Origin of the sequence: Anaerosalibacter massiliensis (genome assembly GCF_024623155.1) — a bacterium.
In the GTDB taxonomy this organism is placed as follows: Bacteria; Bacillota; Clostridia; order Tissierellales; family Sporanaerobacteraceae; genus Anaerosalibacter; species Anaerosalibacter massiliensis.
In genome coordinates, this window is record NZ_JANJZL010000001.1 from 493523 (window position 1) to 519046 (window position 25524).

Here is a 25524-nt window from a genome sequence, read left to right on the forward strand (position 1 = left end):
AGATAGTCCCTATCCTATTTTGCATAATTTATACTTAACTTACTAATATTAAATCCTTTAATTCCTGATTTAATATGTTTATACTAGCATTTAAATCTCTATTATACTTTGTATTACATTCAGAACAAATCCGTTCTCTAATAGATAAATCTTTTACATCTCCATTTTATATCCACAATTACTACATATTTGACTACTAGCAAAATACCTGTCTACTTTATGGTATGTTCTATCATTCCAATCTGACTTATATTCTAATTGTCTTATTAATTTATACATACAGAACTTCTTCCCATTTTTATCAAAAAAGAGTGAATGTATAATCTCTCTAAAGATTATTTTTCTTATTAGATTTTTTATGAATTAAATTAACCAAGTATAATGCTTATAATCTATATTACAACAATTTTTCTCTTTTGTTCCAACATACAACCCATTTCTTACTTCTTCAATATAAAGAAAGCCTAATTTTTAATAATATTAATTTAACATTTTCCGTTTGACAGTCTAAGCGTAGTTTTCTTTTGCTATGCCCAATTGCTACATCTTCCCAATATTTTATGATTGCTGCACCCGTACTCTTTGTCTCCAAATCAGTTACCAAATTATGTATGTAATAAGCAAGCATTTCATCTCCCCATCGTTTATCTATATCATTCAATACAACAACTCCAACAATTTTATCAAATTCCTTTTCCCTCAAAGCATACAATCTGTGTTTTAAAATACAATCATTAAAGTATTCTTTTGAATAGCATTTCATGTAATTTGTCTTATACTATCACTCAATAACCGCAATTATCCATCTATCGAATTCTTTTTCTAATTAGAAATAAAATATCAGCAATATTTTTTTCTTGGGCTAAACTAAAATTAAATCTTTCATTCATATAATTATACCTTGCAAAATATAAATACGCTTATGACTAAGTAAACTGCTATAACTTCAGAATAAGTCAAATATATCCCTCTATATAAAATTAGTATCTTGGTGAAATATTATGCTCATAACCTTTTGTTACAGCTCTTTTTTGAAAAAATATTGTCCATAGTTACTAAAACATGGCTCGATTTTTCCAAATAATTGACAACCATTTTTCTTATAAAAAGCTGGCGCTTGAAATTCAAATGTATTTAAGATGATTCTTTTTGCATTCAAACAAATGGCCTGTGCTTCAAGATAGGTCAATAATTTTGAACCATAGCTATTTTTTCGATATGTATCATCAACAAATAAATAGTCAACCGTAATACAATCCATATCCCTTGATGCAACAATACCAGCAATACATTCACCATTCTCATTTTCAATACAATAAGACAGATCTTCACAATCTGTAATATATCGGCTATTATACTCTTGCAAACGTCTGTGGATATAATTTGCCTTTTCTTCGCTACAACTTTTTATTTTCTCCATGAAAATCACCCTCACAAAATATAAATTAGTTTTTCATACTCAAATATGTAATAAGGTTGAGTACTGTTTGTATCTTAACTTACTCTTAAAAAACTTCACAAGAAACAACTATTCAGTTGACTAGTCAAGAGCTACCTCATTCATAAAGCACCCTCCCTATTTCATTTAAAGTTTACCATTTTATTAATATTTTTAACATATAGTAAGTAAAATAACATAAACATTATATGGCGATCTTGCCAATCTGATGACCTCCATTATTTTAATACTATTCATAATAAAATACTATGGCAAGTCAAATAAATTATATTTTCAAAAGCATTTCATACTGACCAACGCTATACTCAAATCCTAATTCAAGTAAGAAATCTTTAGTAGATTTAAATTGATCATCTACATTAATAACACTAATTTTATGTGATTCTGTATTTTTTATCATATCTGTCATTATACTTCTTGCAATTCCTTTACCCCTATAATGCTTATTTACTGCTATTTGAGGAATATCTCCTGTTTTTTTATCAATAATGCCATAGCCAGCAATGGTATTGTCAAAACGTACAATAGAATATAAGAATGCTTTTGGTACAGCATTGATTGAATCAATAGAATTCTGCCAGGAGGGTTTAAAGTCCCGAAATTCTGTTAACTGTCTCCAGTTAATTCTGTCAACATGCTCAACTTTATAGGTTGCTATTGGGTTATATTTATTTTTGTCTAGCTGAAAGCATGTAAATTCTCTTTGAATCTCGAACCCTTGTTTTTTGTAAAGTTGAACTGCAGATGTATTAGATTTAATTACTTCAAGCAAATATTGCTCCACTTGTTTTTCTTTAAGTACCTCTTTGATATTTAAAAGCATATTACTTGTTATACCTTGTCTTCTATACTCACCTACAACACCTGTCCCAAGGTCATACACAGTTGGTTTCCCATTCCAATTTCTAAATCCATTCAAAATAAATCCAGCTAACATCTCATTTTTAAATGCACCTATGGACATTTCAGGGACATAGCCTCTTCTTTGAAGCATTTGTTTAAACTTCCAAAAGGGCAAATCTATTTTAACTTGATAATCAGAAAATGCATCTAAAAATGTTTTATGAAGTATTTCAGTACTTGTTTTGTCTAATATCTTATAAATAAACATTTGTTATCTTCTCCTTTCTATTACATAACAACTTATCTATAAGCTGATTTCTAATAGCCATTGACATATCATGAAGATTGCAAGTTAATTATTCATAATAAAGTCCTCTCTAAGCAAAATATAATTTCTCTTATTGTTCTCAAATTATGATCATTCTGTTCGGCGAGTATAAACTATATCAACAACACCATTTATTTCTTTCACCTGTTCTACTTCTAGTAAAGTAGTCGGGTTATTATCTGAAAATAGTTCTATACCATTTCCAAGAATAATACGTATAATCGTTAAATGATATTCATCAATTAAATCTACCTTAATAAGCTGATTTGCTATATTAGCTCCACTACATATCCAAATATTCTTTCCTTTTTCATCTTTTAGTTCGGCCATAACTTTATCAATATCTTGGACCTATGTCAATATAGTAGAGACATTTCCTCAAATAAATTTTATGCAACCTTCTTAGCTTTATCTTCCCACTCTTGGGGAGAAATATAGCCCAGAGAGCTATGTATTCTTTCTCTGTTATACCATGACTCTATATATTCAAATATTGCTAATCTAGCAGCATCAAAATCAAAATATTTAACTAGATTAACTTCTTCCTCTTCAATACTGAGTGGAAAGATTCTATACAAGCATTGTCATAAGGGTTCCCTTTACCACTAAAGGAATGAGATATTTTAAGACCTTTAATATATTCTCCAAATTCATAACTTGTATATTGGCTCCCTAAATCACTGCGAAGAATTAGACCTTCATTAGGTTTTTGGAGTTTATAGGCATTTTCTAAAGCTTTTATAGCTAATGTTGTATCTATATTTTTAGACATAGAGTATCCAACTATCTTCCTACTGTTAAGATCCATAACTGAAGCTAGATAGCACCAACCATCTTTAATTGTATGAATATAGGTAATATCGGTTACCCATTTTTGATTAATACCAGTTGTAGAGAAGTCTCTATTTATGATGTTTTGTCTACTTTCAACCTTATTTCTTGAAGAAAATGGTCTGAACTTCTTGCATACTATTGATTTTATACCAAACTTACTCATGAGTCGCTGAGTTCTTTTAAGGCTTATAAATATGCCCTTTGTTTTTAATTTTTCATATATTTTAGGGGCTCCATATCGGCATTCATTAGCCTTATATATATTTAAAATTTGTTCTTCTAGAAATTTATTTTCAATGCTTCTTTTGCTTTCTTTTTTATTAAGATGTTTGTAATATGAACTTCTAGATACCTTTAACACTTTACACATTAGTTTAATTGATGTTAGTATAATATTGTAGACACAGAAATCCGAACACTACCAATTGGCTTTTGTGTATAAGAAAAGATACGTCTACTGAAAATCAAAGGGACCGATGCTAAGCTTTTATGTGCATCAAGTCCCTTTTTTTCTGGTTTACAGTTTAAGCGGTAACAGGGAAAAGAAATGACATGCAAGTATTAAATCAGAAATAGGACAATATTCGTTTGCCATATGCGCCATTTTTTCTATACCTGCTCCAAACCCTATGGTTGGTATTCCTAACTTAGCAGAAGCGACACCATTGGTTGAAAAGTTCCATTTATATGGCTTTGGATATTGGCCGAACACTTCCTGATATGTTTGAAAACAGCTTTGAGCCAGAGGATGCTCTTTCTTTATTTCCCAGGCTGGTAGATAAGAATGCAGCATAATGTCCTCTCCAGTATAGCTTTTTCCAATCGCGTCATAGATCTCCCAATCAGCATCAATGTCACCGATTAGCAAATCCATTTCCTTTCCAATGGATTCTTCGGTTTCATGTAAACAAATGCGACGGTCGATGTAAATTGTACAACTTCCCGGCACTGCGTTCATAGAAGCGGATGTGCTTTCAATTTTGGTAAGTGCTATGGAAGGACGTTCCGACGGCATCGCCATATACTTTTTACCGAGTTCTTCAATACGTTCGATAATTTTTATCGCTTTATATACTGTGTTATCTCCTTTTTCAGGAGCCGCACCATGAGAAGAGGTACCTTTTACATTAACTTTATAAATGGCTCTTCCCGAATGCCCCATAGAGATATTGAGATGGGTTGGCTCACAAATAACAACATAATCCGGTTTCAGATTATTGTCCACAATGGCATGATATAGCCCTTCTCCATCGTAATCTTCTTCCATGACAGAACCGCAGATAAAGATTGTTTTTCCCTCCGCCAAACCGAGTTTTTTCATAATATGTCCAGCATAAACTGCGGAAGCAAAAGAACCTTTCATATCAGAGGAACCTCTTCCATACAGCTTGCCATCTTCAATATCTCCACTATAAGGGCCATGAAGCCACTCGTCTGCATCGTTGACATCTACATGATCTATATGGGAGTCAAATAACAACTTTACCGGTCCATTTCCAATTATGCCGATAATGTTTCCTACTTTGTCGATGATAATATCATCATAGTTCAATTTTTCCATTTCCTGTTTTACACGTTGTACTAGATTTCCTTCTTGACCAGTTCTGCTTTCGATCCGAACTAAGTCTTGAGCAAAGGATATTAATTGACGTTCTAAAGAATCAATCGTTTCCCGTATTTTTTGATTCATAAGAATTCTCCTTTTCATTTTTTATTGATTTATAATGGTTTCATATGCTTCTGGATCTGTATTCCCTTCTGTATTGAATATGAGAATAATTGAATCCTCATTTAAATTAAGCAATTGCTTATAGTAACTTAAACTATCATCTTTACATAAAGATACAAGAAGCCCTAACCCAACTGCACCCGATTCACCAGATATCACTTTTGCGTCATTGCCGACAGGATGAGCAAGTGTTTTCATGCCGCATTCTGTTACCCAATCTGGACAACTGGCATAAAAGGAAGCATAGTCTCTTAAAATCGGCCATGTAAATGGGTTGGGTTCACCACAATTTAATCCAGCCATAATAGTTTTCGGATTTCCACCAATTGCGTGGGGTTTTCCATTACCATCTCTAACTGATTCATAGATACAGGCAACAGTAGAAGGCTCTACAATCGTCGTGATTGGCGGCCTCTTTTGGTAATAATGTGTCATATACCCAAGAACACTGCCTGCCATAGAGCCGACCCCCGCTTGAAGAAATACATGGGAAGGTTTTTCAATTTGGTATTCGGATAACTGCGCAATAGCTTCAGATACCATAGTTGTATAGCCTTGTGTGATATAACTCGGTATCTCTTCATAACTTGCAAATCCTGTATCCTGCACTAAATAATATCCATGTTTTTTTGCATAGTCATAGGCAAAGCGCACCGTATCATCGTAGTTCAAATCGGTAATTTGTACTTGAGTATTATTAATGCTTCTTATAGCTTCTGCACGACATTCTTTAGAGCCCTTCGGCATGTAGACAATTGCTTTACAGTCAAAGCTAGATGCAGCCCATGCTACTCCTTTTCCATGATTGCCATCTGTTGCTGTAACGAACACTAGATGATTAATTTTATTTCGAATACTTTCAGATGTAAGAAAGGAATAATCTAGGTAGGTTTCATCTAAATTCATAATCTTGGAAATAATCTTTGCAATAGCATAAGTAGCTCCTAAACCTTTGAATGCATTTAATCCAAATCGATGTGATTCATCTTTAATAAAAATTTTCTGCACTCCTAATTTGTTAGCAAGACTAGGAAGTGCAATCAATGGAGTCTTTTGATACATCGGTATAGAAAGATGAAATCTTGCTACCGCTTCAGCTGCTTCGATTGATAATAAATTTGATAATTCATCGCTGTACTTTTTTCCTTTAATAATCGAAATACTGGATACCATTTTATTAACACCTCCTTTTTTACATTGAAAATCTCTATATCTATTATATAATTATATTGATATCTAAATTTAATTTCTATATAAATATTAATTAAAAATATCGCTATATTGATTTCAGGAGGTAAACTATGCAGATAAAAGATATACAAATTGACGAGAATCATAAAGAGACAACGCTGCATGGCAGCTATGATTTTCCGATGGCTGTTTACGTGAATCAGCTGGATAAAAATGTTCTGGGATTCATTAACTGGCATTGGCATGAAGAGATTCAGTTTTCGATGGTTACAAAAGGAGAAGTAGAGTTTTTAGTTAATCAAAATGCATATACATTAAAAGAAGGACAAGGGATTTTTATCAATAGTGCGTGCCTCCATATGTCAAAACCAGTTGCAAACTCTGATAGCACGTATATATGCATAAATGCAGACCCTAAGATGTTTACATTCTTTCCGGGAAGTGCCATCGAGCAAAAGTATGTGAAACCCTTTTTAAAGTCACATACCTATTCTATGATCGTGATGAAATGCGAGATGGAGTGGCAGAATAAAGTACTAAACAAAATTAATACAATCTATGACCTCTATTCCCAAAAAGCGTATGGCTATGAACTTGATATATGTCTAGAGTTGGCAGATATGTGGAGGTTGCTTATTACGAATCAAAACAAAACAATAAGGGAAGAAAATATCAATAAATATATTGATCAACAGAGAATCAAGACCATAATGAGTTACATTCATGAACATTATATGGAAAAGATTACTCTGCAGGAAATCGCAGCCGTAGTTCATATAAGCAAAGGTGAATGCTGTCGTTCTTTTAAGCGTGTGGTGAAATGTACTGTATTCGAATATATTCTCAATTATCGAATCAATAAGAGCATAGAATTGCTGCGACTTACAGATATGACTGTAAGCCAAATAGCAGATCTTACGGGATTTGGAAGTACCAGTTATTATATAGAAAGTTTTAAAAAGAAGGTTTCGTGTACACCTAAAGAATATAGAAAAAGCATAATAGGAAAGTAGCTAAATTAGATTGGATGACTGCTTTTTATTCATACCTACCGCTTTGCTGTTGTTTTCATCCTCTATAAAAAATTAGTAGGATATTCTCGGAGTCCTCAAACATACCGAAAGGTATTGCCGCAAATGAAGTGATCAATTTGAAAAAGAATATTTAGATCTATACTTCATTGTTTTAAAAAGTGCTTCTGAGTAAGGATTGTCATTACTTACTCTTCGTCTTGAAAAGGATCTTTGTACCCCTAATTTTGTAGTGTTACCTGGAATGTTGCTGCTTTCATAAGGCTACCATTATCTGAATGTAATACTAATGGTCTACCGGCTATTCTTTGTGATAAAGCAGCCTTTTTTATTAGGTATTCTGCATGTTCAAATTTTTCTTCTTCCCAGACTTCATATGCTACTATTAATCTACTGAACATGTCTATGATTAAATAAAGTTTATAGTACTGTCCTTTGATAAATGCATTTAATTAGATAATATTCCAAGCCCATACTTGGTTTGGAGCTGTAGCTACATGTGTTGGTGTATCTCGCTTTACTGGTGCATTTGTTCTACTGCGGTGAGCATTCATTTTTTTCTTCTAGAATTCTATAGATGGCTGATTCTGATGCTATGTATTTACCTTCATCTGCTAATTTCCGAACTATCTGAGATGGTGCTAAATCTGTATGTTCAGGGCTATTAACTGTCTCAATTATTTCTATACGTTCTTCTTCAGTTATTTTGTTTTTAGGGGTTGGTCTTTTAGTTAAAGGTCTTTGGTGCTTTTTTACCTCTCCTTCTTTAGTCCATCTTTGATAGGTTCTTACACTGATATTTAGCTCATCACAGACTGGCTTTAGTTTTACACCATGTTCTCTTACTTCATTGATCAGCTCTACTGCTTTTTCACGATCTGGGTCACTGATCATTCTTCCTCGGAGTTCCTCCAAATCGCATTTGCTTTTTTTCTTAGTACTAGTAATGCGGCTGTTTCTGCTAATGCTTTTTCTTTAGTTCTCAGCTCTCTTTTAAGCTTTTTATTTCTTTCTCTTTCTTGTTTTAGTGATTCCTTTAATTCTTATGGATCTTCCATAGTAGCTTGGTTAGCCTTAAGGCATTGTTCTTTCCAAGATTTTACTTCATCAACAAAGATTCCTTTTCTTCTGCAATATTCTGCTATTTCTGTCTCTGTAAGTGTAGATGTCTCAAGGACTACATGGAATTTATCTTTAGAAGTCCATTTGCTAGTTGGTTTACGATTAATTGAGATTGTATTGCTATCAGTTTCAGCTTTTTTAATCCATTGATATATTGTAGTTCTAGGGATGCCTAACTCTTCTGAAAGACTTGTGATAGTATCAGTTGTAGGTTCTTCTAATCTTTTAAGTACCAATGCTTTAAATTCTTTAGTATAGCTTTTCTTCTTTTTATTATCTTTAGACATAATCATTCTCCTTAGGTTATTGTCGTAATTCTATTATATATTATTTTTTCTATACGACAACTATCCTAACACATAACGTTAATCCCCTATTGTAAGCTTATAACCTAATCCTTTAATCGTTAATGTATATTTAGGATTAGATGGATTATCTTCTATCTTTTTTCTTAGCCTTCTAATATGCACCATTATAGTATTATCACCACCAATATATTCTTCACTCCAAACCTTATCATATATTTGTTCTTTGGTTTTTATTTGGTTAGGATTTTTAGCTAAATATTCTAATATTTTTAACTCCTTTGGTTTTAAATCTATTATTGTACCATTTTTCGATAAAGTTCCACCACTTATGTTTATAACAAAGGGTCAAATTTTAAAAATTTCATCTTTTACAAAGTTTTCCATGTAAGAACTCCTTCTTAAATGAGCTTTTACTCTATATGCTAACTCTTTTGGACTGAAGGGTTTTGTTATATAATCATCCGCTCCTAATGAAAACCCTAAGATCTTATCTAACTCCTCTAATTTTGCCGATAAAAAAATATTGGTATATTAGATTTTTCTCTTATATATTTACATATTTCATAGTCCTCCATGTCTCTAAGCATGATATCAAGAATAACTAAATCATGGCTTATTTTATTAAATAAGTGTAAACCCTCTTCCCATTAAGATTTTTGTATATTTTTGTAAATCTCTCTTTTTGTAGAACTGTTTCTATTAAATTCAATATATCCTTTTCGTCATCTATAATCAAAATTTTCTTATCTAGCGACATATAAAACTACTCCTTTCTTATTTATGAATCAGCTAATATAAATTAGATATAATTATACAATAATTAATTCTAAAATAAAAATACTGCCCTCACTATATTTTCAATGGGTGCAGTATTAATATTCATATTTATCATTTAATTTTTGATTTATCTAGTCAACATATAATAAGAAATCATATGGAACAGGTATATATGGGCTGGATAAAATATATAAAATAGATATTTCATACCTCTACCTTTTTCTCCATTATATAGATACATTAATGGTGCAGCAAATATCATCATCCACTGGAAGTTTGTGTATAGAAGGCTTTGTACACTAAAATTTCCTGATGATAACATAATAACAATAGACATTATAATATAACTAATTACCTGTTTAGTTTTATTATCTCTAAACAAATATAGAACTATTCCAATAGCTATAAACACAATACCTCCTTCAACAAATAGTGGCATTGGAACCAACAACATAAATATACGAATAAATAAAATGGGAAGATTACTTATATTTATCATAATAACAAAACTTAATAGTATAGGAATTGTTAAAAAACCTATTCCTAATAATACTTTAGATATATTTTTATCCTTAAAAGCATCTCTTAAAAAATCTACTATTGAAAGATAGACTACAATAAGGAATAATGTTTTAAACATACTACTGATTAGCATTACACCATCTGGTCTTGGAAAAAACTTATCCAAGAAATTATTACCTATAGACATAATTAATTGTGCTATATAAAGTCTAATCATATATTTTTTCTTGTTTCTTGTATGATAATAACCTTCAACTGTCATAAATATAAATAATGGTGCCACTATCCTACCTACCCATTTAAACTGTATTGGAATATTTTTGTTGTAATTTAAATAAGCATGGATATGATCAAATACCATTAGTATCATAGCTATTAATTTTATTTGAAATCCAGTTAATCCTTTTTTAGCTTCTAATTTTTTTTCTTCCATTGAACCTTTTAGTTTTATATCTGTAAAACTAGATTTTCACCTCCTCTATTTTTATTAATTATACTTTATAGTTTTATTAAATATATTATAGACCTTCATCCTTAATTGGTTATGAAATAAACCTTACATAAACCTTAACTTCTTATTTTTCAAATGATATTTTCCCAATTACTTTAGTCCTCCATCTTCACCTTTATCATATCCAAGGAACTTTTTATGATTAACTCTGATTTTTCCCTGCTTGAATTGTCTCCTAGTTCTTTTTGTTTCCCTATATAGTTTAGGCAATCTAATGTATTTCTTGCAAATCTTAATATAGATTTAGTTATTAACCTTTCTTTACTGCGTAAAAATATACTTTTGAGTATCGAAAGAACCCTTCTACCCAAAATTCCCCAAACCTAAGTCTGGGGAAACATAAAACATAAACCAATTTTCATTTAAAATGATCTCAACCTAGCTATTTCAACCTATTTCTTCTCTATCAGCACCACCGTCCCAACGTGGATTAGGACGAGGTAATGATACTAATACGCAGAAATAGGTGCTTTGCGTATTAGTATCCCCTTGATGTAAAGTAGAACCAATATCATTACTTCGACTTCACCTTTGTTAAGACTTGTTACAAATAATTTCTTAAATTCCTCATTTTTAATTTTTATATTATTTATAAAATTTTTTAATAAAATCATCTAAGTCACTAATATTATATTCCAATAAAATCTTCACATGAAAATTTGGATTCATCTTTTAAAAATTTGCGATAAAAGGCTCATATAGCAGTAGCAGTTGATAAAATGTAATTTTATCAAACCTCGATAGATTTTTATTTCTGTATACAATGTACTTTTCTTATAGTGATTTACTCTATTTTGAAAAACAATCCAAAATTTCATGTTTCATAATACCATAATAAACTATGAATCCTGACGCTGAATGCAGATAGGGGTAGTAATACAATTGATGATGGTTTGATGTTAGTATAATATTATAGACACGATTTTCCGAACGCTGTAAAATATAGTTAAGGAAGAGTATCTAAAGTGGCAAAAAGATACACAGAAGAATTTTAAAATACAATTCTAGAGCTTTATAATACTGATAAACCTCTAAAAGATCTTAGCAACGAAAAAGATAAATTTAAGCCTGCTTTTTCTACTAATTGAACAGCTATAGAACCTATAGCCACAATAGTACCTACTGATGTTCCTGTTGAAACAGAAATAAATGCAGCCATTATAAATATTCCTGCTGTAATAAATTTAACTGGTATTAAAGTGAGTCCTAATTTTACTGTAGATTCAACACCACCCATAGCACTAGAAACTGCAGAAAAAACCCTTGTCAATAAATATATAATACACATGATTATTATATTATCATCACCACAACCTTTGATAAATACATTAAACTTTTCATCTAATGAACCTTTTGTTAAAATAAAAGCAAATACTATTCCTATACTAGCCGCAATCGGAGCTGGAAATTGATAAAATGCCATTTCAATTCCTTTAGTTTGTAATATAATACCTGAAATCAAATATACTAATACAAAGATAAGAAAAGACAATAAAGCTACCTCATTACCTCTTTTTCATTTAACTTTTCCATTTTAATGCCCTCCTTAATTTAAATTAATCTTTCATTAGTAACTCTAAATCTATTGGATATTTGCCATAGGTGCTACCTGCTTCCATAAACATTTCAATATTTTCCATTGGCGTATGCATTGGAATTTGACAGCCTGTACTTAAAATATATCCCTTTTTGGAATCATGGCCCTTTCTAATACATTCTTTAACTGATTTAAGAATAGATTCTTTATTGCCTGCATAAATTACATCAACAGGAGGAACATTCCCTGTAATTATCACTCTATCTCCCATTATTTCTTTAGCTTCTTCTAAATCCTCTACATTATCTATGCTAAAATTGGAAATACCAGTATTCACCACATCCTCCCAAATTTCTTTACTTGTTCCACATATATGTATACCTGGAGCGCTACCCGTCTTTTCCTTTATCTTATCAACATTTTTTTGAAGAGCTGGTAAAGAAAACTCTCTAAATTGTTTTGGACTTATAAGACTTGTAGATGAAACTGGATCAGCAAAACCAATGGATACACCTAGTTTTGCCACCTCCTCTATATATCTATTATTAGATTCTACTACTATATCCATTAGAGTATGGACTTTTTTAGGATATTTGATCATCCATTTTAGTAAATTCTCTGTTCCTACTACAGAAGCTGCAACACTAAAAGGTCCAGACATCGAAGCACTAACATCTACTTCATCTATAAGTGCATCTTTTGTTAGTTTTATAGCCTTAATTAAAATTGGTAAAATGCCATCCTTTAGTGGATTAGCAATCTTAAGAGATTCTATTTCATCTACGGATTTAATAGCTGGCTCCAATAAATAGGAAATATTATAATCAGGATAAGCTACCTTAGCACCCATAGCCTCAGCAACACCTCTAAGGCTTGTAGATATCCCTACACTATCATGACGAAGCCTTTTAAACAAAGCTATTTCCAGTTCTGCCATAAGCTCTGCTGAATGATAATAATCACTTACTTTTACACCAATAAAAGGTGTCATCGTAGCTCCCATATCTGGAACACAAATTACACGGTCAATTTCCTGCCCCTTAACAAAGGCATTCATTCTTTCTCTTGGAGTCATTTCTTCTTTTCTCACTTAAATCTCCTTTCTAATATAAAATAATCATTGATAATTAATTTATAAATCTAACCTAAAATCATTATATAATATATTGTAATATTGTTACAATTAAACTATTTTATAATAAATCTATCTTTATTTATATTTTTAATATACTGAAGGATACTTCTTCCAACTGTACATAGTTATAGGACGGATTGACCTCTTAATTTTGGACAAAAACTTACTAATTCTTTCTCAGTCATAATATTTCACTTTCATCCAAAACCTATTGTACATTAATATTTATCCTAATCAAGGGTAAAGACTAAGTTCCTGCTATCGCAGACCCTTGATTTCATCTAAATATTAATATTTAAACACTTAAGGATGAGAAGTATATATATTAAAGATTTACTACTTGTTTTTGATGGGTTTCTTCTATAATTTTTTGATAATATTCTTAAGGTATCCTTTCATGTTCAAGAAGCAGTTTTTTACAGGTTTCTTGAAACTTATGGCTGATAAATTGAGAACCGTTATCTGATCTTATTACTAGATTTATTTCTTTGTTGTTAAGGTAGCTTCTCATTAATGCCCTTTTAAGGGTTATGATAATGTCTTCAGATTTACATGAAAGTCCAATATGGTAATTAACTATATTTTTAATCATATACATCTATAAAAGAAACTATATAGAAAAACCTGTCTTCGCCATGGATATAACCATATTTAACATCTACTTCCCAAAGAGAGTTAAGTGTTGTTGTTTCTTTATTTATAGCAATTTTTCTAGGATATTTAGGTTTGATTTTTCTTTGAGGCCTTAAAATACCATGTTCTTTACATAATATATATACTTTTTTCTTATTTATGATTAAATTAAATTTTCTTCTTAATAATACTGTTATTTTGTAATAACCATAGCATAATCCCTCTGTTTCAATAAATTCTATTGCCATCTTTATCAAAAGAGTAACTAGGAATCGATCTACCACCTTTATTTACTTTTATATCTTCGTTTACATCTTCGTCTTTAGTTTTATTTTTAATATTATAATAATAGGTAGACCTATTTAATCTAACAATCCTAAGAACAGTAGCTGCAGTATACCCTAAATCAATCCACCTTTAAAATCCTCTAAGATTGTTCCACTTATATTCCTTAATTTAATGTCTTTCCATCTTTGTAATATCTAATACTGTCTGCTTTACCTCCTAAAATACTATTTCCACAAAATATAGAATATTCCTTTATTTTTTAATACGATGAATTTTATATTTTATAAAATAAAAGATAAATTTTAAAGAGGGAGATATATAACTAGCTCCCTCTCACATATATAATATGCCACATTAAGGCCTACCATATCTTTTCTTTATAAATTTCTTATATAAAAATACTCCTCCTAAAAATCCAAAAATATGTGCCCACCATGCTACCCCACCTATTACTTTCCCATAAACTCCAGACATGAGACCTGAGCGAAGTTGACTTACAAACCATATGAATAGGAAAATTGGAGCTGGTACACGTATGAAAAATGGAATAAAAGGTACTAATGTTACAATCCTTGAATGGGGAAACATTAAAAAATAAGCTCCCATTACTCCTGCAATAGCTCCTGAAGCTCCTACTGTTGGTATATTTGACATTGGATTAGAAATAAAATGAGCAAACCCTGCTATTAAACCAGTAAGTATATAAAAAACAATAAATCTAAATGCCCCCATATTGTCCTCTACATTGTCTCCAAATAACCATAGTGACCACATATTACTAATAAGGTGTAATAAATTCCCATGCATAAACATACTTGTAAACAATGGTATATAAGATTTAGGATTGTATATCCCCCTAACAAATCTTAGTGGTATAAAAGAATATTCATATACCATATACAAAGCATCATCATGAGGTAATGTTATCTGATGAAAAAATACAAATATATTTATAATTATAATAAGCCATGTGGCTATTGGAATTTTCCGACTTGGTATAGTATCTCTAAGTGGAAGCATATTATCGCCTACTTTCTTTTCTGTTGACTATATTTATTATACCTTAATTATAAATCTATACTCTTTATACCCTTTATTTTTGCTAAACTATTTATCCATATATTATGTTAAAATTAAAATGTAAATAGGCACCTAATCTTGGTGCCTATTTAACTTTATATATTTTTTGTCTTATGTTCTACTACCATAGAATTAAACTCTTCACCAGTAATTGTTTCGACTTCAAGGAGTCTCTTTGCTACTGAATCTAATAATTCTATATTATCCCTTAATATTTTTCTTGATTTTTCATGGGCAAATTTAATTAAATTTAGTACTTCCTCATCTATTTCTTTTCCAGTTGTTTCACTATAATTTTTATATGTGCCACTATCTAAATATTGTCCACTGGCAGTTTCAAGACCCATCATGCCAAACTTTTCACTCATACCATATCTTGTAACCATATTGCGAGCTATTTCAGTAGCTTTTTCAATATCATTTGACGCTCCTGTTGATACTAAATTAAATTTCACTTCCTCTGCTGAACGGCCGCCAAATAATATACTTAATTGATTTTGAAGATCTTCTTTGGATATAAGATATTTTTCTCTTTCTGGTAGTTGTAATGTATATCCAAGAGAACCCATAGTCCTTGGAACAATAGTTATTTTAGCTACTGGATCTGTACCTTCAAGCATTGCTGCTACTATAGCATGGCCTGCTTCATGATATGCCACAGCTTCTTTTTCTTTTTTAGACATGATACGATCCTTTTTCTCTGCTCCTGCAATTACAGTTTCAATGGATTCCATTAGATCTTCCTGTATAACTTCTTCTCTTCTAAATCTAACTGCTCTAAGGGCTGCTTCATTTACTATATTAGCCAAATCTGCACCAGCTGCCCCAGGAGTAGCTTTTGCAATATCCTCCAAATTGACATCTGGTCCTAATTTTATATCCCTAGAATGAACCTCTAATATTTTTAATCTTCCAGTAAGATCAGGTATATCAACAATAATTCTCCTATCAAATCTACCTGGTCTTAATAAAGCTGGATCTAAAATTTCTGGTCTATTAGTAGCAGCTAAAATAACTACGCCACTAGATGAATCAAAACCATCCATTTCTGTTAAAAGTTGATTTAAAGTCTGTTCCCTTTCATCATTTCCACCTAACCCTTGGGCATCACGTTTTTTACCTATAGCATCGATTTCATCAATAAATACTATACATGGTGATTTTTCTTGAGCTTGTTTAAATAATTCTCTTACTCTTGAAGCTCCCATTCCTACAAACATCTGAACAAATTCTGAACCTGAAATAGAAAAGAAAGGTACTTTGGCCTCTCCTGCAATAGCCTTGGCAAGTAATGTTTTACCAGTTCCAGGTGGCCCTACAAGTAATGCTCCTTTAGGGAGTTTAGCACCTATTTTCTTGTATTTTTCTTGATTTTTAATAAAGTCTACAATTTCCTCCAAAGATTCCTTGGCCTCATCTTGTCCTGCTACATCTTCAAAAGTAACATTTGCTTCATCTTCTGCATAAATCTTCCCAACTTTTTCACCAAAATTCATAACATTTCCACCTATACGTTTGCTAACAATTTTAGATATAAACTTCCATATCATCATTATAAATATTATTGGTATAACCCATGATGTGAGAAAATGTTGAGCTATAGATACTTGTTGATTTTTAGATGTATATTCTTTAACTCCCCATTTATCTAATTTATCAACAAGATTTGGGTCTTTCATATTATTAGCCTTATATAATTTTCCTGATTTTTCATTATCTGATTTTACTTCAAATATAATTTCGTCATTGTCCACTTCTACTGCCACAATTTTTCCATCCTCACCAAGTCTCACAAATTCACTATAACTTACGTTTTGAATTAATTTTTGTTTAAGATATCCATTAAATACAAAGATTACCGTCAACATAATTAATAGATAATATATAAGGAATTTATTTTTATCAAATTTTTTATTTCCCTTCATTTTCTATATTTTCCTCCATATCCTTTTTAGAATTATTTATCTATGTTTTAATACTTTTATATATTTTATTATATCATGTATATTAATGTTTACCAATTTTTCATGATTTTTAATCTATATTTTTTGAAACCATGACTAAAAGGAGCTTTTCAGCTCCTTTTAATCTAATCTTATTAATAATTCTCCACTCTCCACATTTTGTCCTTCTTTTACAACTATTGAATTTACTATACCGTCAATAGGACTAGTTACATTTGTCTCCATTTTCATAGCTTCTATAATAGCTACTGTTTCTTTTGCCTTTACTTTATCTCCAGGTTCTACTAATATTTTAGCTACAGTACCTGGAATACTAGCTCCAATTTCCTTTTTATTTTCTGGATCTGCCATTTGAGTATATACTGCTTCATTTGTTACTATACTTGCCTCATCATGAATCTTGATAGCTCTTCTACTATCATTTACTTCAAAATATAATGTTCTATTGCCTTCATTATCTAGCCTACCTATTTCAAGAAGTTTTATAACTAATATTTTACCTTCAGCTATTTCAACTTCACAAGTTTCTCCCTCTTTTATTCCATGGAAAAATATATCACTACTCATCCTACTAAAATCTCCATGCTCTTCAACATCTTTTAAATAGTCTTCAAATACTTTTGGATATAGAGCATAAGATAAAATATCCTTATTTGTAGGTTCTATTTCACAATCTTCCCTTAAATGTTTTTCAATCTTTCCAAAATCTTCAGGTTCTAGCAATTCTCCTGGTCTGCATGTAATAGGTTTTTCTCCCTTTAAAACTAAATTTTGAAGTCTTTCAGGAAATCCTCCCATAGGTTGACCCATCATACCTTGAAAATATGAAACTACTGAATCTGGAAAAGCCATATCCTTACCTTTATCATATATATTTTGAGGAGTTAAATTATTTTGAACCATGAATATAGCCATATCTCCCACCACTTTAGAAGAAGGTGTTACCTTCACTATATCTCCAAGCATTTCATTTACTGTTTTATACATTTCTTTTACTTCTTCAAATCTATGACCTAATCCAAAACTTTCAACTTGTGGCTTAAGGTTTGAATACTGTCCGCCTGGTATTTCATATTTATATATTTCTGTAGTACCTGACTTTAACTCTGATTCAAATTGATTATATATTGGCCTTATAGTTGACCAATAATCAGATATTTTTTGTAAATTACCTAAATCTAATCCTGTACTTCTGTCTGTATGCTCAAGGGCTGCAACTACAGAGTTTAAAGCTGGCTGACTAGTTAATCCTGCCATACTATTAAAGGCTGTATCTACTATATCTACTCCTGCCATACTAGCCATAAGGACTGTAGCTATTCCATTTCCACTAGTATCATGGGTATGAAGATGGATTGGAATACTTATCTCATTTTTCAATGCTTTTATTAATTTATATGCAGCCTGTGGTTTTAAAAGAGATGACATATCTTTTATTCCTAATATATGGGCTCCTGTTTTTTCAATTTCCTTTGCAGTTTTTACATAATAATCTAAAGTATATTTATCTTTCTTATCATCTAATATATCACCAGTATAGCATATACAGGCTTCTGCTACTTTTCCTGCTTTTAATACTTCATCTATAGCTACTTCCATTCCCTTTATCCAATTTAATGAATCAAACACTCTAAAAATATCTATTCCACTTTTAGCAGATTCTTTTACAAATTCTCTAATAACATTGTCTGGATAGTTTTTATATCCAACGCCATTGGCTCCCCTAATTAGCATTTGAAATAATACATTAGGTATTTCTTTCCTTAATAGTTCTAATCTTTCCCATGGAGATTCCTTTAAAAATCTATAGGATACGTCAAAAGTAGCTCCTCCCCACATTTCTAATGAAAATAAATCTTTTCCTAATACCGATGTAGCTTCTGCTATTCTTAACATATCTATAGTTCTCATTCTAGTAGCCATTAAAGATTGATGAGCATCCCTCATAGTTGTATCAGTTAACAATAGATTTTTTCTTCCGTTAATCCACTTTACAAGACCTTCAGGACCTTTTTCATCTAATATTTGCTTAGTTCCATACAACTTTTCTGGTCTTTCTACTTCTGGAACTTTAGGAATATCTAAATCTGGCTTCTGACCTTTTGTTTCATTTACAACTTTTTCACCTAAAAATGTGAGTACTTTAAGTTCTTTATCTTTCTTAGTTCTAATATCAAATAGTTCTGGATTGTCCGCTATAAATCCAGTATGACATTTTCCATTTGTAAAATCTTCATGATTTAATACATTTATTAAAAATGGTATATTTGTCTTTACTCCTCTTATTTTCTGTTCTCTCAGTGCTCTGCTAACTTTCCTTGTAGCATCTTCAAAAGTTCTAGACCAAGCAGTTATTTTTACTAATAGACTGTCATAGTAGGGACTTATATTTGCTCCAGTAAATCCGTTCCCTCCATCAAGTCTTATTCCAAAACCAGAACCAGTTCTATAAATATCTATCATTCCTGTATCTGGTGCAAAATTGTTCAATGGATCCTCTGTAGTAACTCTACATTGAATTGCATATCCCCTTATATTTACATCATCTTGATTTTTTATACCTATTTCTTTTGAATCTAGGGTATGTCCTTCAGCAACTAATATTTGGCTTTGAACTATATCAATTCCTGTTACCATTTCTGTAACAGTATGTTCCACTTGAAGCCTTGGATTTACCTCTATGAAATAATGATTTCCATGTTTATCAAGTAAAAATTCAACAGTTCCTACACTACTATAATTAACAGCTTTTGCTATTTTAATTGCATCATTAGATATTTTTTCTCTTTCTTCTTCTGTAATAGAAAAAGCGGGGGTATATTCAATAACCTTTTGATGCCTTCTTTGAATTGAACAATCTCTTTCATGGAGATGGACTATATTTCCATATTTATCTCCAAGTATTTGAACTTCTATATGCTTTGGCTTTTCCAAATATTTTTCTATAAATATATCATCTATACCAAAAGCCTTTTTAGCTTCATTTTTAGCACTATGGTATTCATCTAATAAATCTTTTTCATCTTCTACTACCCTCATACCTCTGCCACCACCACCAGCAGCAGCCTTTAATATAACAGGATATCCACAATAATTAGCAAATTCTATAGCTTCTTTTTCAGAAGTAACTGCTTTTTCCACTCCTGGAATAGTTGGCACTCCAACACTATTTGCTACTAGTTTAGACTGAATCTTATCTCCTAATTTTTCCATTACTTTGTAATCAGGTCCTATAAATTCAATGCCCACTTCCTTACATTTCCTTGCAAACTCTGGGTTTTCAGATAAAAATCCATAGCCAGGATGGATGGCATCTACCCCTTTATTTAATGCTAAATTTACGATTTCATCTATACTTAAATACGCTTCTATAGGACTTTTATTTTTTCCTACTAAATAAGATTCATCAGCTTTTGTTCTAAAAAGGGAATTCTTATCTTCATCAGAATATATAGCTACAGTCCTTATTCCAAGTTCACTGCAAGCCCTAAATATTCTTATAGCAATTTCTCCTCTATTTGCAACTAAGACTTTTTTTATTTTTCTTTTCATAAACATACCTCCATTTAAAAGGACTAAATATTAATATTATATTATATTACTAATAATCTCTTCTGTAAACTGTTCTGTCCCAAAAGTACCACCTAAATCTGCAGTTAATTTTCTTTCATCTTTGATTGTATTAGCTAGAGCCCTTTCCACCTTACTTGCAGCTTCTAGTTCTCCAATATATTTTAACATCATTGCTCCTGATAGTATCGCTGATATAGGATTAGCAATGTTTTTTCCAGCAATATCTGGCGCTGAACCATGAACTGATTCAAATATAGCTATATCTTCTCCTATATTTGCCCCTGGAGCTAATCCAAGTCCTCCTACAAGACCTGCTGATAAATCTGATAATATATCTCCGTATAGATTTGGCGCCACTATCAAATCATAATCTTGTGGATTTTGAACTAATTTCATGCTCATTGCATCTACTATTATGTCTTCAAATTCTATATCTGTATATTCTTCCGCTATTTTTTTACCACATTTTAGAAAAAGACCGTCAGAAAGTTTCATAATATTTGCTTTATGAACTAAAGTAACTTTCTTTCTTCCTTCCTTTCTAGCTAATTCAAAAGCAAATCTGCATATCCTTTCGCTAGCTTTTCTAGTTATAATTTTAATACTTTCTGCAGCATCTTCACCTACCATATGTTCTATACCACTATATAGATCTTCAGTATTTTCTCTCACAATTATAAAATCAACATCATCATGAAGACTTTTTATTCCTTCGTAAGATTTTATTGGTCTTATATTGGCAAAGAGATCTAATTTTTGCCTTAGAGTCACATTAACACTTCTAAATCCCTCTCCAATAGGTGTTGTTATAGGCCCTTTTAATACTATTTTATTTTTCTTTATACTATTTATAGCATAATTAGGTAGAGGAGTGCCAAGATTTTTTTTAGCAATTGCACCAGCCTCTACAGATTCCCAACTAATATTTACACCTGTTGCGTCAATAACCTTTCGTGCAGATTCTATTACTTCTGGTCCTATACCGTCTCCTGGAATTAATGTTATGTTATACGCCATTTAAACCTTCCTTTCAAGTAAAATAGTGTTGTTTCCTTATTTATTTTGAAAATTCATCAAATTTAATAGTCCTCCTAATTCTAATATTTTCCTTTGTCTATCTTTTACATCTAATAATAATTTATATTCTGTAGCCTTTGTTTTATTTTTTACGATTACCATATCTTTTTTTATTTGATTTAAAATATCTTCTATAATTAATTCATCTAATAAATCTATGTCATCATAATTACTTTCATCTTGAAATACTAATGGAAGTATTCCATTGTTGATTAAATTTTGTTTGTGTATTCTTGCAAAAGATTTTGCCATAACAGCTTTTATTCCTAAATACAATGGTGCTAATGCTGCGTGTTCACGACTAGAACCTTGACCATAATTATGACCTCCTATAATAATGCCTCCATTATATTCTTTAGCTCTCTTTGGAAATTCCGAGTCACAAGGTGTTAAACAATAATCTGCTAAATAAGGAATATTAGATCTATAAGGTAGAAGTTTTGCATTTGAAGGCATTATATGGTCTGTAGTTATATTATCTTCAACTTTTATAAGAACTTTTTCCCTTATTCTTCTTCCTAATGGTTTATTTTTAGGAAATGGCCTAATATTTGGTCCTCGTATGATTTCAATATTATTGTCTACTTCTGCTGGTTCTACTATTAAATTATCATTTACAATGAATATCTCTGGCATATCTATGCTTAATTTATTAACATATTTTCTTGGATCTGTAATACATCCTGTAAGAGCAGAAACTGCTGCTACTTCTGGACTGGCTAAATACACATTAGCTGAGACTGTTCCAGATCTACCTTTAAAATTCCTATTAAAAGTTCTTAATGAAATGCCATTAGTATTTGGAGCTTGTCCCATACCTATACATGGACCACATCCGCATTCTAATATTCTAGCTCCCGATGATATAAGTTTTCCTAAAACTCCATTTTGTGCAAGCATATTTAGTACTTGTTTTGAGCCTGGAGAAATAACTAGAGATACATCTTCTGCTATAGTTTTCCCATCTAAAATTTCAGCTACTTTCATCAAATCCATATAAGACGAATTAGTGCAACTACCTATAGCCACTTGATTTACCTTAGTACCTTCTATACTAGTTACATTTACTACATTATCAGGACTATGAGGACAAGCTATTAGTGGTTCTAATTTATTAAGATCTATAATGATTTCTTCATCATAATATGCATCTTTATCTGGAATTAATTCTATGAAATCTTTCTCCCTTCCTTGAGCCTTTAAAAACCTATAAGTATTTTCCTCAGAAGGGAATATTGAAGTAGTAGCTCCTAGTTCTGCCCCCATGTTAGTTATAGTCCCTCTTTCCGGTACAGTCAAACTTTTAATTCCATCTCCACAGTATTCAAATATTTTATTTATTCCACCCTTTACTCCATATATCCTTAAAACTTCCAATATGATATCTTTAGCTGAAACTCCAGGATTTAATCTACCTTTTAGCTCTACTTTAACTATTCTAGGCATAGTTATAAAATACTCTCCTCCCGCCATAGCTACTGCTACATCTAATCCACCAGCCCCTATAGCCAACATACCTATACCTCCACAAGTAGGAGTATGACTATCCGATCCTAGAAGAGTTTCGCCAGGTACTCCAAATCTTTCTAAATGGACTTGATGGCAGATTCCATTCCCTGGTTTTGAAAAGTATATACCATGTTTCTTTGCTACTCTTTGTATATAAAGGTGATCATCTGCGTTTTCTGGGCCAGCTTGCAACATATTGTGATCAATATATGCTACAGATTTTTTAGTCTTTACCCTATCTACACCCATGGCTTCAAATTGCAAATAAGCCATGGTACCAGTAGAATCTTGAGTAAGAGTCTGATCTATTTTCAAACCTATTTCTCTTCCTCTTTCCAATTGTCCAGTTTTTAAATGATTTCTTATGATTTTTTCTGCTACTGTAAATCCCATGTTTTTTCCTCCAATCTTTACTATATAACTTTTACATTTTCATTTTCTAAAATATTTGGTATATATCTATATACTAATTCTTTAAGTTCTTCATTTCTTATATTTGAAATTCTTCCGTTTTCATATTCAAGATCTATCCATTTTTTAATTGGAAGTATTCTTTTATCTTTTTTATCTATTCTTTCACTTTCATCTAAATTAAAATAACTATTTATCCAAGCTGCTATACCAGCTATTCCAGAATAAGAATTTACTGCTACTGTTGCTGGTTTGCCTAATATTTTCCTAGTATCAAAACTATTATATATTTCTTCATTTTTTAAAAGTCCATCTGCATGAACTCCTGCTCTAGTAGTATTGAATTCACTGCCAACAAAAGGGGTACGTGGTGGTATTTCATGTTTTAATTCTTTCTCAAAATAATCTGCTATTTCAGATATTATCTTAAGATTCATATTTTTAGTATTTCCTTTTATTTGTGCATACTCAATTATCATAGCCTCTAAAGGACAGTTTCCAACCCTTTCTCCAATCCCAAACAACGTAGTATTTACAGATGACCCACCATAAAGCCAAGTTGTAGCTGAATTTGTAACTACTGAATAATAATCATTGTGTCCATGCCATTCAATTGATTTAGAAGGTACATTTGAATAATATCTTAATCCATGAATAATAGCTGGTACGCTTCTAGGAAGCTCTACCCCAGGATGTGGAACTCCCAATCCTAATGTATCACAAGCTCTTATTTTCACTGGTATATTAGACTCTTCTGATAATCTCATGAGATTTTTTGCTAATGGTACAACAAATCCAAAGAAATCTGCCCTTGTTATATCCTCAAAATGACATCTAGGAATTATGCCATTTTCCAATGCAGCTTCTGCTATGGAAAGATAATTTTGCATTGCTTCCTTTCTGGTCATATTTAATTTGTGAAATATATGATAATCAGAACAAGACATAAGTATTCCTGTTTCTTTAATTCCCATTTCTTTAACTAACTTAAAATCTTCTTTATTGGCTCTAATCCATGATGTTATTTCTGGAAAATCATATCCTTTTTCAATACATTTCTCTACTGCCTTCCTATCTTTATCTGAATATAAAAAAAACTCCGTTTGTTTTATAATCCCTGAACCATTGTCAAGCTCATGTAAATAATCATAGATTTTAACAATTTGTTCTACCGTCATAGATGATATAGATTGTTGCCCATCCCTAAATGTAGTGTCAGTAATCCATATATCCTCTGGAATTTCCATTGGTTGTTGAATATTGTTAAATAAAACCTTTGGAATCTCTTCATAAGGAAAAACCTCCTTGAAAAGATTTGGTCTTAAAGTATCCACTCCTGAATAATTCATAAATTTTCCTCCTTATTCATTATTGTTTTAATTTCCTATATATTGCAAGTATATTTACTTCAACCTTCACTTTTTTTATAATTTTAATTTTTAAATTTTATTATGAGATGCTATGGATATTTCTATAGATATGACTTTTTTATTTTTATGCAAGCATTTAAGTTATTATAGCTATTTAGTGTGTGTATATTATTTTTTATTCTTATATCCTTTTTAAGACTTGAGATGATTTTAACATATATATTTATATTTTGCAAGCAAAAATGCAAGTTTTAATTTAAAACTTGCATTTTTATCTTTTTTATAAATTTAT

At 31.0% G+C, this 25524-nt stretch carries 27 protein-coding genes; 1 reads left to right on the forward strand and 26 read right to left on the reverse strand.

What is annotated here, in order from left to right:
- Positions 1-34: 34 nt before the first annotated feature.
- The 10 genes from NSA23_RS16690 to NSA23_RS02805 form a co-directional block, all read right to left on the reverse strand.
- Positions 35-142, reverse strand: coding sequence for a zinc ribbon domain-containing protein (locus NSA23_RS16690; RefSeq protein WP_147524992.1), 108 nt, complete (start codon positions 140-142; stop codon positions 35-37).
- 11 nt (positions 143-153) lie between these two features.
- Positions 154-279, reverse strand: coding sequence for a zinc ribbon domain-containing protein (locus tag NSA23_RS02770; protein WP_147524983.1), 126 nt, complete (start codon positions 277-279; stop codon positions 154-156).
- A 169-nt stretch (positions 280-448) separates the two neighbouring features.
- Positions 449-703: a hypothetical protein gene (locus NSA23_RS02775; RefSeq protein WP_147524982.1), complete on the reverse strand. Its 255-nt coding sequence runs from the start codon at positions 701-703 to the stop codon at positions 449-451.
- A gap of 315 nt (positions 704-1018) precedes the next feature.
- On the reverse strand, positions 1019-1420 hold the full coding sequence (locus NSA23_RS02780; RefSeq protein WP_042681225.1) for a GNAT family N-acetyltransferase: 402 nt from the start codon (positions 1418-1420) through the stop codon (positions 1019-1021).
- Between the two features lie 304 nt (positions 1421-1724).
- Positions 1725-2570 carry a GNAT family N-acetyltransferase gene (locus tag NSA23_RS02785; RefSeq protein ID WP_042681223.1) on the reverse strand — a complete coding sequence of 282 codons (846 nt, stop codon included), beginning with the start codon at positions 2568-2570 and terminating at the stop codon, positions 1725-1727.
- Between the two features lie 150 nt (positions 2571-2720).
- Positions 2721-2972, reverse strand: coding sequence for a dihydrofolate reductase family protein (locus NSA23_RS02790; protein ID WP_257490106.1), 252 nt, complete (start codon positions 2970-2972; stop codon positions 2721-2723).
- Positions 2973-3019: 47 nt separating this feature from the next.
- Positions 3020-3208: an IS3 family transposase gene (locus NSA23_RS16695; RefSeq protein WP_081915239.1), complete on the reverse strand. Its 189-nt coding sequence runs from the start codon at positions 3206-3208 to the stop codon at positions 3020-3022.
- Positions 3160-3834 carry an IS3 family transposase gene (locus NSA23_RS02795; RefSeq protein WP_081915216.1) on the reverse strand — a complete coding sequence of 225 codons (675 nt, stop codon included), beginning with the start codon at positions 3832-3834 and terminating at the stop codon, positions 3160-3162. The genes NSA23_RS16695 and NSA23_RS02795 overlap by 49 nt, the downstream gene beginning before the upstream one ends.
- A gap of 147 nt (positions 3835-3981) precedes the next feature.
- Positions 3982-5154, reverse strand: coding sequence for a YgeY family selenium metabolism-linked hydrolase (locus tag NSA23_RS02800; protein ID WP_042681221.1), 1173 nt, complete (start codon positions 5152-5154; stop codon positions 3982-3984).
- A gap of 21 nt (positions 5155-5175) precedes the next feature.
- On the reverse strand, positions 5176-6366 hold the full coding sequence (locus NSA23_RS02805; RefSeq protein ID WP_042681219.1) for a diaminopropionate ammonia-lyase: 1191 nt from the start codon (positions 6364-6366) through the stop codon (positions 5176-5178).
- A gap of 128 nt (positions 6367-6494) precedes the next feature.
- Between NSA23_RS02805 and NSA23_RS02810 the strand changes: the two genes are divergently transcribed.
- Positions 6495-7397, forward strand: a complete 903-nt coding sequence (locus NSA23_RS02810) for an AraC family transcriptional regulator (RefSeq protein ID WP_042681217.1) — start codon at positions 6495-6497, stop codon at positions 7395-7397.
- Positions 7398-7636: 239 nt separating this feature from the next.
- Here NSA23_RS02810 and NSA23_RS02815 read toward each other — a convergent pair whose 3' ends face one another.
- From NSA23_RS02815 to NSA23_RS02890, 16 genes are all read right to left on the reverse strand, one after another.
- Positions 7637-7855: a transposase family protein gene (locus NSA23_RS02815; protein ID WP_257490107.1), complete on the reverse strand. Its 219-nt coding sequence runs from the start codon at positions 7853-7855 to the stop codon at positions 7637-7639.
- A 94-nt stretch (positions 7856-7949) separates the two neighbouring features.
- The gene (locus NSA23_RS02820) at positions 7950-8309 is read right to left on the reverse strand and encodes a helix-turn-helix domain-containing protein (RefSeq protein WP_050069779.1); all 360 of its coding nucleotides are present in this window, start codon (positions 8307-8309) and stop codon (positions 7950-7952) included.
- 149 nt (positions 8310-8458) lie between these two features.
- Positions 8459-8824, reverse strand: a complete 366-nt coding sequence (locus NSA23_RS02825) for a transposase (protein WP_050069778.1) — start codon at positions 8822-8824, stop codon at positions 8459-8461.
- 78 nt (positions 8825-8902) lie between these two features.
- Entirely contained in the window at positions 8903-9181 is a 279-nt protein-coding gene (locus NSA23_RS16580; protein ID WP_338080853.1) for a winged helix-turn-helix domain-containing protein, read from the reverse strand.
- A 277-nt stretch (positions 9182-9458) separates the two neighbouring features.
- Positions 9459-9602 carry a hypothetical protein gene (locus NSA23_RS02835; RefSeq protein WP_246119196.1) on the reverse strand — a complete coding sequence of 48 codons (144 nt, stop codon included), beginning with the start codon at positions 9600-9602 and terminating at the stop codon, positions 9459-9461.
- 147 nt (positions 9603-9749) lie between these two features.
- A complete protein-coding gene (locus NSA23_RS02840) occupies positions 9750-10577 on the reverse strand; it encodes a TraX family protein (protein ID WP_042681216.1) in 828 nt (275 codons plus the stop codon).
- A 1090-nt stretch (positions 10578-11667) separates the two neighbouring features.
- Positions 11668-12147: a Na+/H+ antiporter NhaC family protein gene (locus tag NSA23_RS02845; RefSeq protein WP_042681212.1), complete on the reverse strand. Its 480-nt coding sequence runs from the start codon at positions 12145-12147 to the stop codon at positions 11668-11670.
- Positions 12148-12211: 64 nt separating this feature from the next.
- Positions 12212-13282: a methylcobamide--CoM methyltransferase gene (locus NSA23_RS02850; RefSeq protein ID WP_042681210.1), complete on the reverse strand. Its 1071-nt coding sequence runs from the start codon at positions 13280-13282 to the stop codon at positions 12212-12214.
- Positions 13283-13709: 427 nt separating this feature from the next.
- Positions 13710-13919, reverse strand: coding sequence for a hypothetical protein (locus NSA23_RS02855; RefSeq protein ID WP_257490096.1), 210 nt, complete (start codon positions 13917-13919; stop codon positions 13710-13712).
- Positions 13912-14208 (reverse strand): IS3 family transposase, encoded by a 297-nt coding sequence (locus NSA23_RS02860; protein WP_050069777.1) that lies wholly within the window; start codon positions 14206-14208, stop codon positions 13912-13914. The genes NSA23_RS02855 and NSA23_RS02860 overlap by 8 nt, the downstream gene beginning before the upstream one ends.
- Positions 14209-14602: 394 nt before the next feature.
- On the reverse strand, positions 14603-15268 hold the full coding sequence (locus tag NSA23_RS02865; protein ID WP_257490097.1) for a rhomboid family intramembrane serine protease: 666 nt from the start codon (positions 15266-15268) through the stop codon (positions 14603-14605).
- A 155-nt stretch (positions 15269-15423) separates the two neighbouring features.
- Complete coding sequence (ftsH, locus tag NSA23_RS02870; RefSeq protein ID WP_042681206.1) at positions 15424-17253, reverse strand: ATP-dependent zinc metalloprotease FtsH; 1830 nt, start codon at positions 17251-17253, stop codon at positions 15424-15426.
- Positions 17254-17412: 159 nt separating this feature from the next.
- The gene (locus tag NSA23_RS02875; protein ID WP_042681204.1) at positions 17413-20844 is read right to left on the reverse strand and encodes a pyruvate carboxylase; all 3432 of its coding nucleotides are present in this window, start codon (positions 20842-20844) and stop codon (positions 17413-17415) included.
- A 36-nt stretch (positions 20845-20880) separates the two neighbouring features.
- A complete protein-coding gene (locus NSA23_RS02880) occupies positions 20881-21882 on the reverse strand; it encodes an isocitrate/isopropylmalate dehydrogenase family protein (RefSeq protein ID WP_042681201.1) in 1002 nt (333 codons plus the stop codon).
- A 36-nt stretch (positions 21883-21918) separates the two neighbouring features.
- Entirely contained in the window at positions 21919-23844 is a 1926-nt protein-coding gene (locus NSA23_RS02885; protein WP_042681199.1) for an aconitate hydratase, read from the reverse strand.
- A 20-nt stretch (positions 23845-23864) separates the two neighbouring features.
- Positions 23865-25211 (reverse strand): beta/alpha barrel domain-containing protein, encoded by a 1347-nt coding sequence (locus tag NSA23_RS02890; protein WP_042681197.1) that lies wholly within the window; start codon positions 25209-25211, stop codon positions 23865-23867.
- Positions 25212-25524 lie beyond the last annotated feature (313 nt).

What these genes read in the sequence shown, in the direction of transcription:
- NSA23_RS02810 (WP_042681217.1), top strand. Translation starts at nt 6,495, where the DNA reads ATGCAGATAAAAGATATACAAATTGACGAGAATCATAAAGAGACAACG.
- NSA23_RS02835 (WP_246119196.1), bottom strand. Translation starts at nt 9,602, where the DNA reads ATGTCGCTAGATAAGAAAATTTTGATTATAGATGACGAAAAGGATATA.
- NSA23_RS02880 (WP_042681201.1), bottom strand. Translation starts at nt 21,882, where the DNA reads ATGGCGTATAACATAACATTAATTCCAGGAGACGGTATAGGACCAGAA.
- ftsH (WP_042681206.1), bottom strand. Translation starts at nt 17,253, where the DNA reads ATGAAGGGAAATAAAAAATTTGATAAAAATAAATTCCTTATATATTAT.
- NSA23_RS02825 (WP_050069778.1), bottom strand. Translation starts at nt 8,824, where the DNA reads ATGTCTAAAGATAATAAAAAGAAGAAAAGCTATACTAAAGAATTTAAA.
- NSA23_RS02840 (WP_042681216.1), bottom strand. Translation starts at nt 10,577, where the DNA reads ATGGAAGAAAAAAAATTAGAAGCTAAAAAAGGATTAACTGGATTTCAA.
- NSA23_RS02890 (WP_042681197.1), bottom strand. Translation starts at nt 25,211, where the DNA reads ATGAATTATTCAGGAGTGGATACTTTAAGACCAAATCTTTTCAAGGAG.
- NSA23_RS02785 (WP_042681223.1), bottom strand. Translation starts at nt 2,570, where the DNA reads ATGTTTATTTATAAGATATTAGACAAAACAAGTACTGAAATACTTCAT.
- NSA23_RS02805 (WP_042681219.1), bottom strand. Translation starts at nt 6,366, where the DNA reads ATGGTATCCAGTATTTCGATTATTAAAGGAAAAAAGTACAGCGATGAA.
- NSA23_RS02795 (WP_081915216.1), bottom strand. Translation starts at nt 3,834, where the DNA reads ATGTGTAAAGTGTTAAAGGTATCTAGAAGTTCATATTACAAACATCTT.
- NSA23_RS02770 (WP_147524983.1), bottom strand. Translation starts at nt 279, where the DNA reads ATGTATAAATTAATAAGACAATTAGAATATAAGTCAGATTGGAATGAT.
- NSA23_RS02855 (WP_257490096.1), bottom strand. Translation starts at nt 13,919, where the DNA reads ATGATTAAAAATATAGTTAATTACCATATTGGACTTTCATGTAAATCT.
- NSA23_RS02820 (WP_050069779.1), bottom strand. Translation starts at nt 8,309, where the DNA reads ATGATCAGTGACCCAGATCGTGAAAAAGCAGTAGAGCTGATCAATGAA.
- NSA23_RS02860 (WP_050069777.1), bottom strand. Translation starts at nt 14,208, where the DNA reads ATGGCAATAGAATTTATTGAAACAGAGGGATTATGCTATGGTTATTAC.
- NSA23_RS02780 (WP_042681225.1), bottom strand. Translation starts at nt 1,420, where the DNA reads ATGGAGAAAATAAAAAGTTGTAGCGAAGAAAAGGCAAATTATATCCAC.
- NSA23_RS02865 (WP_257490097.1), bottom strand. Translation starts at nt 15,268, where the DNA reads ATGCTTCCACTTAGAGATACTATACCAAGTCGGAAAATTCCAATAGCC.
- NSA23_RS02800 (WP_042681221.1), bottom strand. Translation starts at nt 5,154, where the DNA reads ATGAATCAAAAAATACGGGAAACGATTGATTCTTTAGAACGTCAATTA.
- NSA23_RS02885 (WP_042681199.1), bottom strand. Translation starts at nt 23,844, where the DNA reads ATGGGATTTACAGTAGCAGAAAAAATCATAAGAAATCATTTAAAAACT.
- NSA23_RS02875 (WP_042681204.1), bottom strand. Translation starts at nt 20,844, where the DNA reads ATGAAAAGAAAAATAAAAAAAGTCTTAGTTGCAAATAGAGGAGAAATT.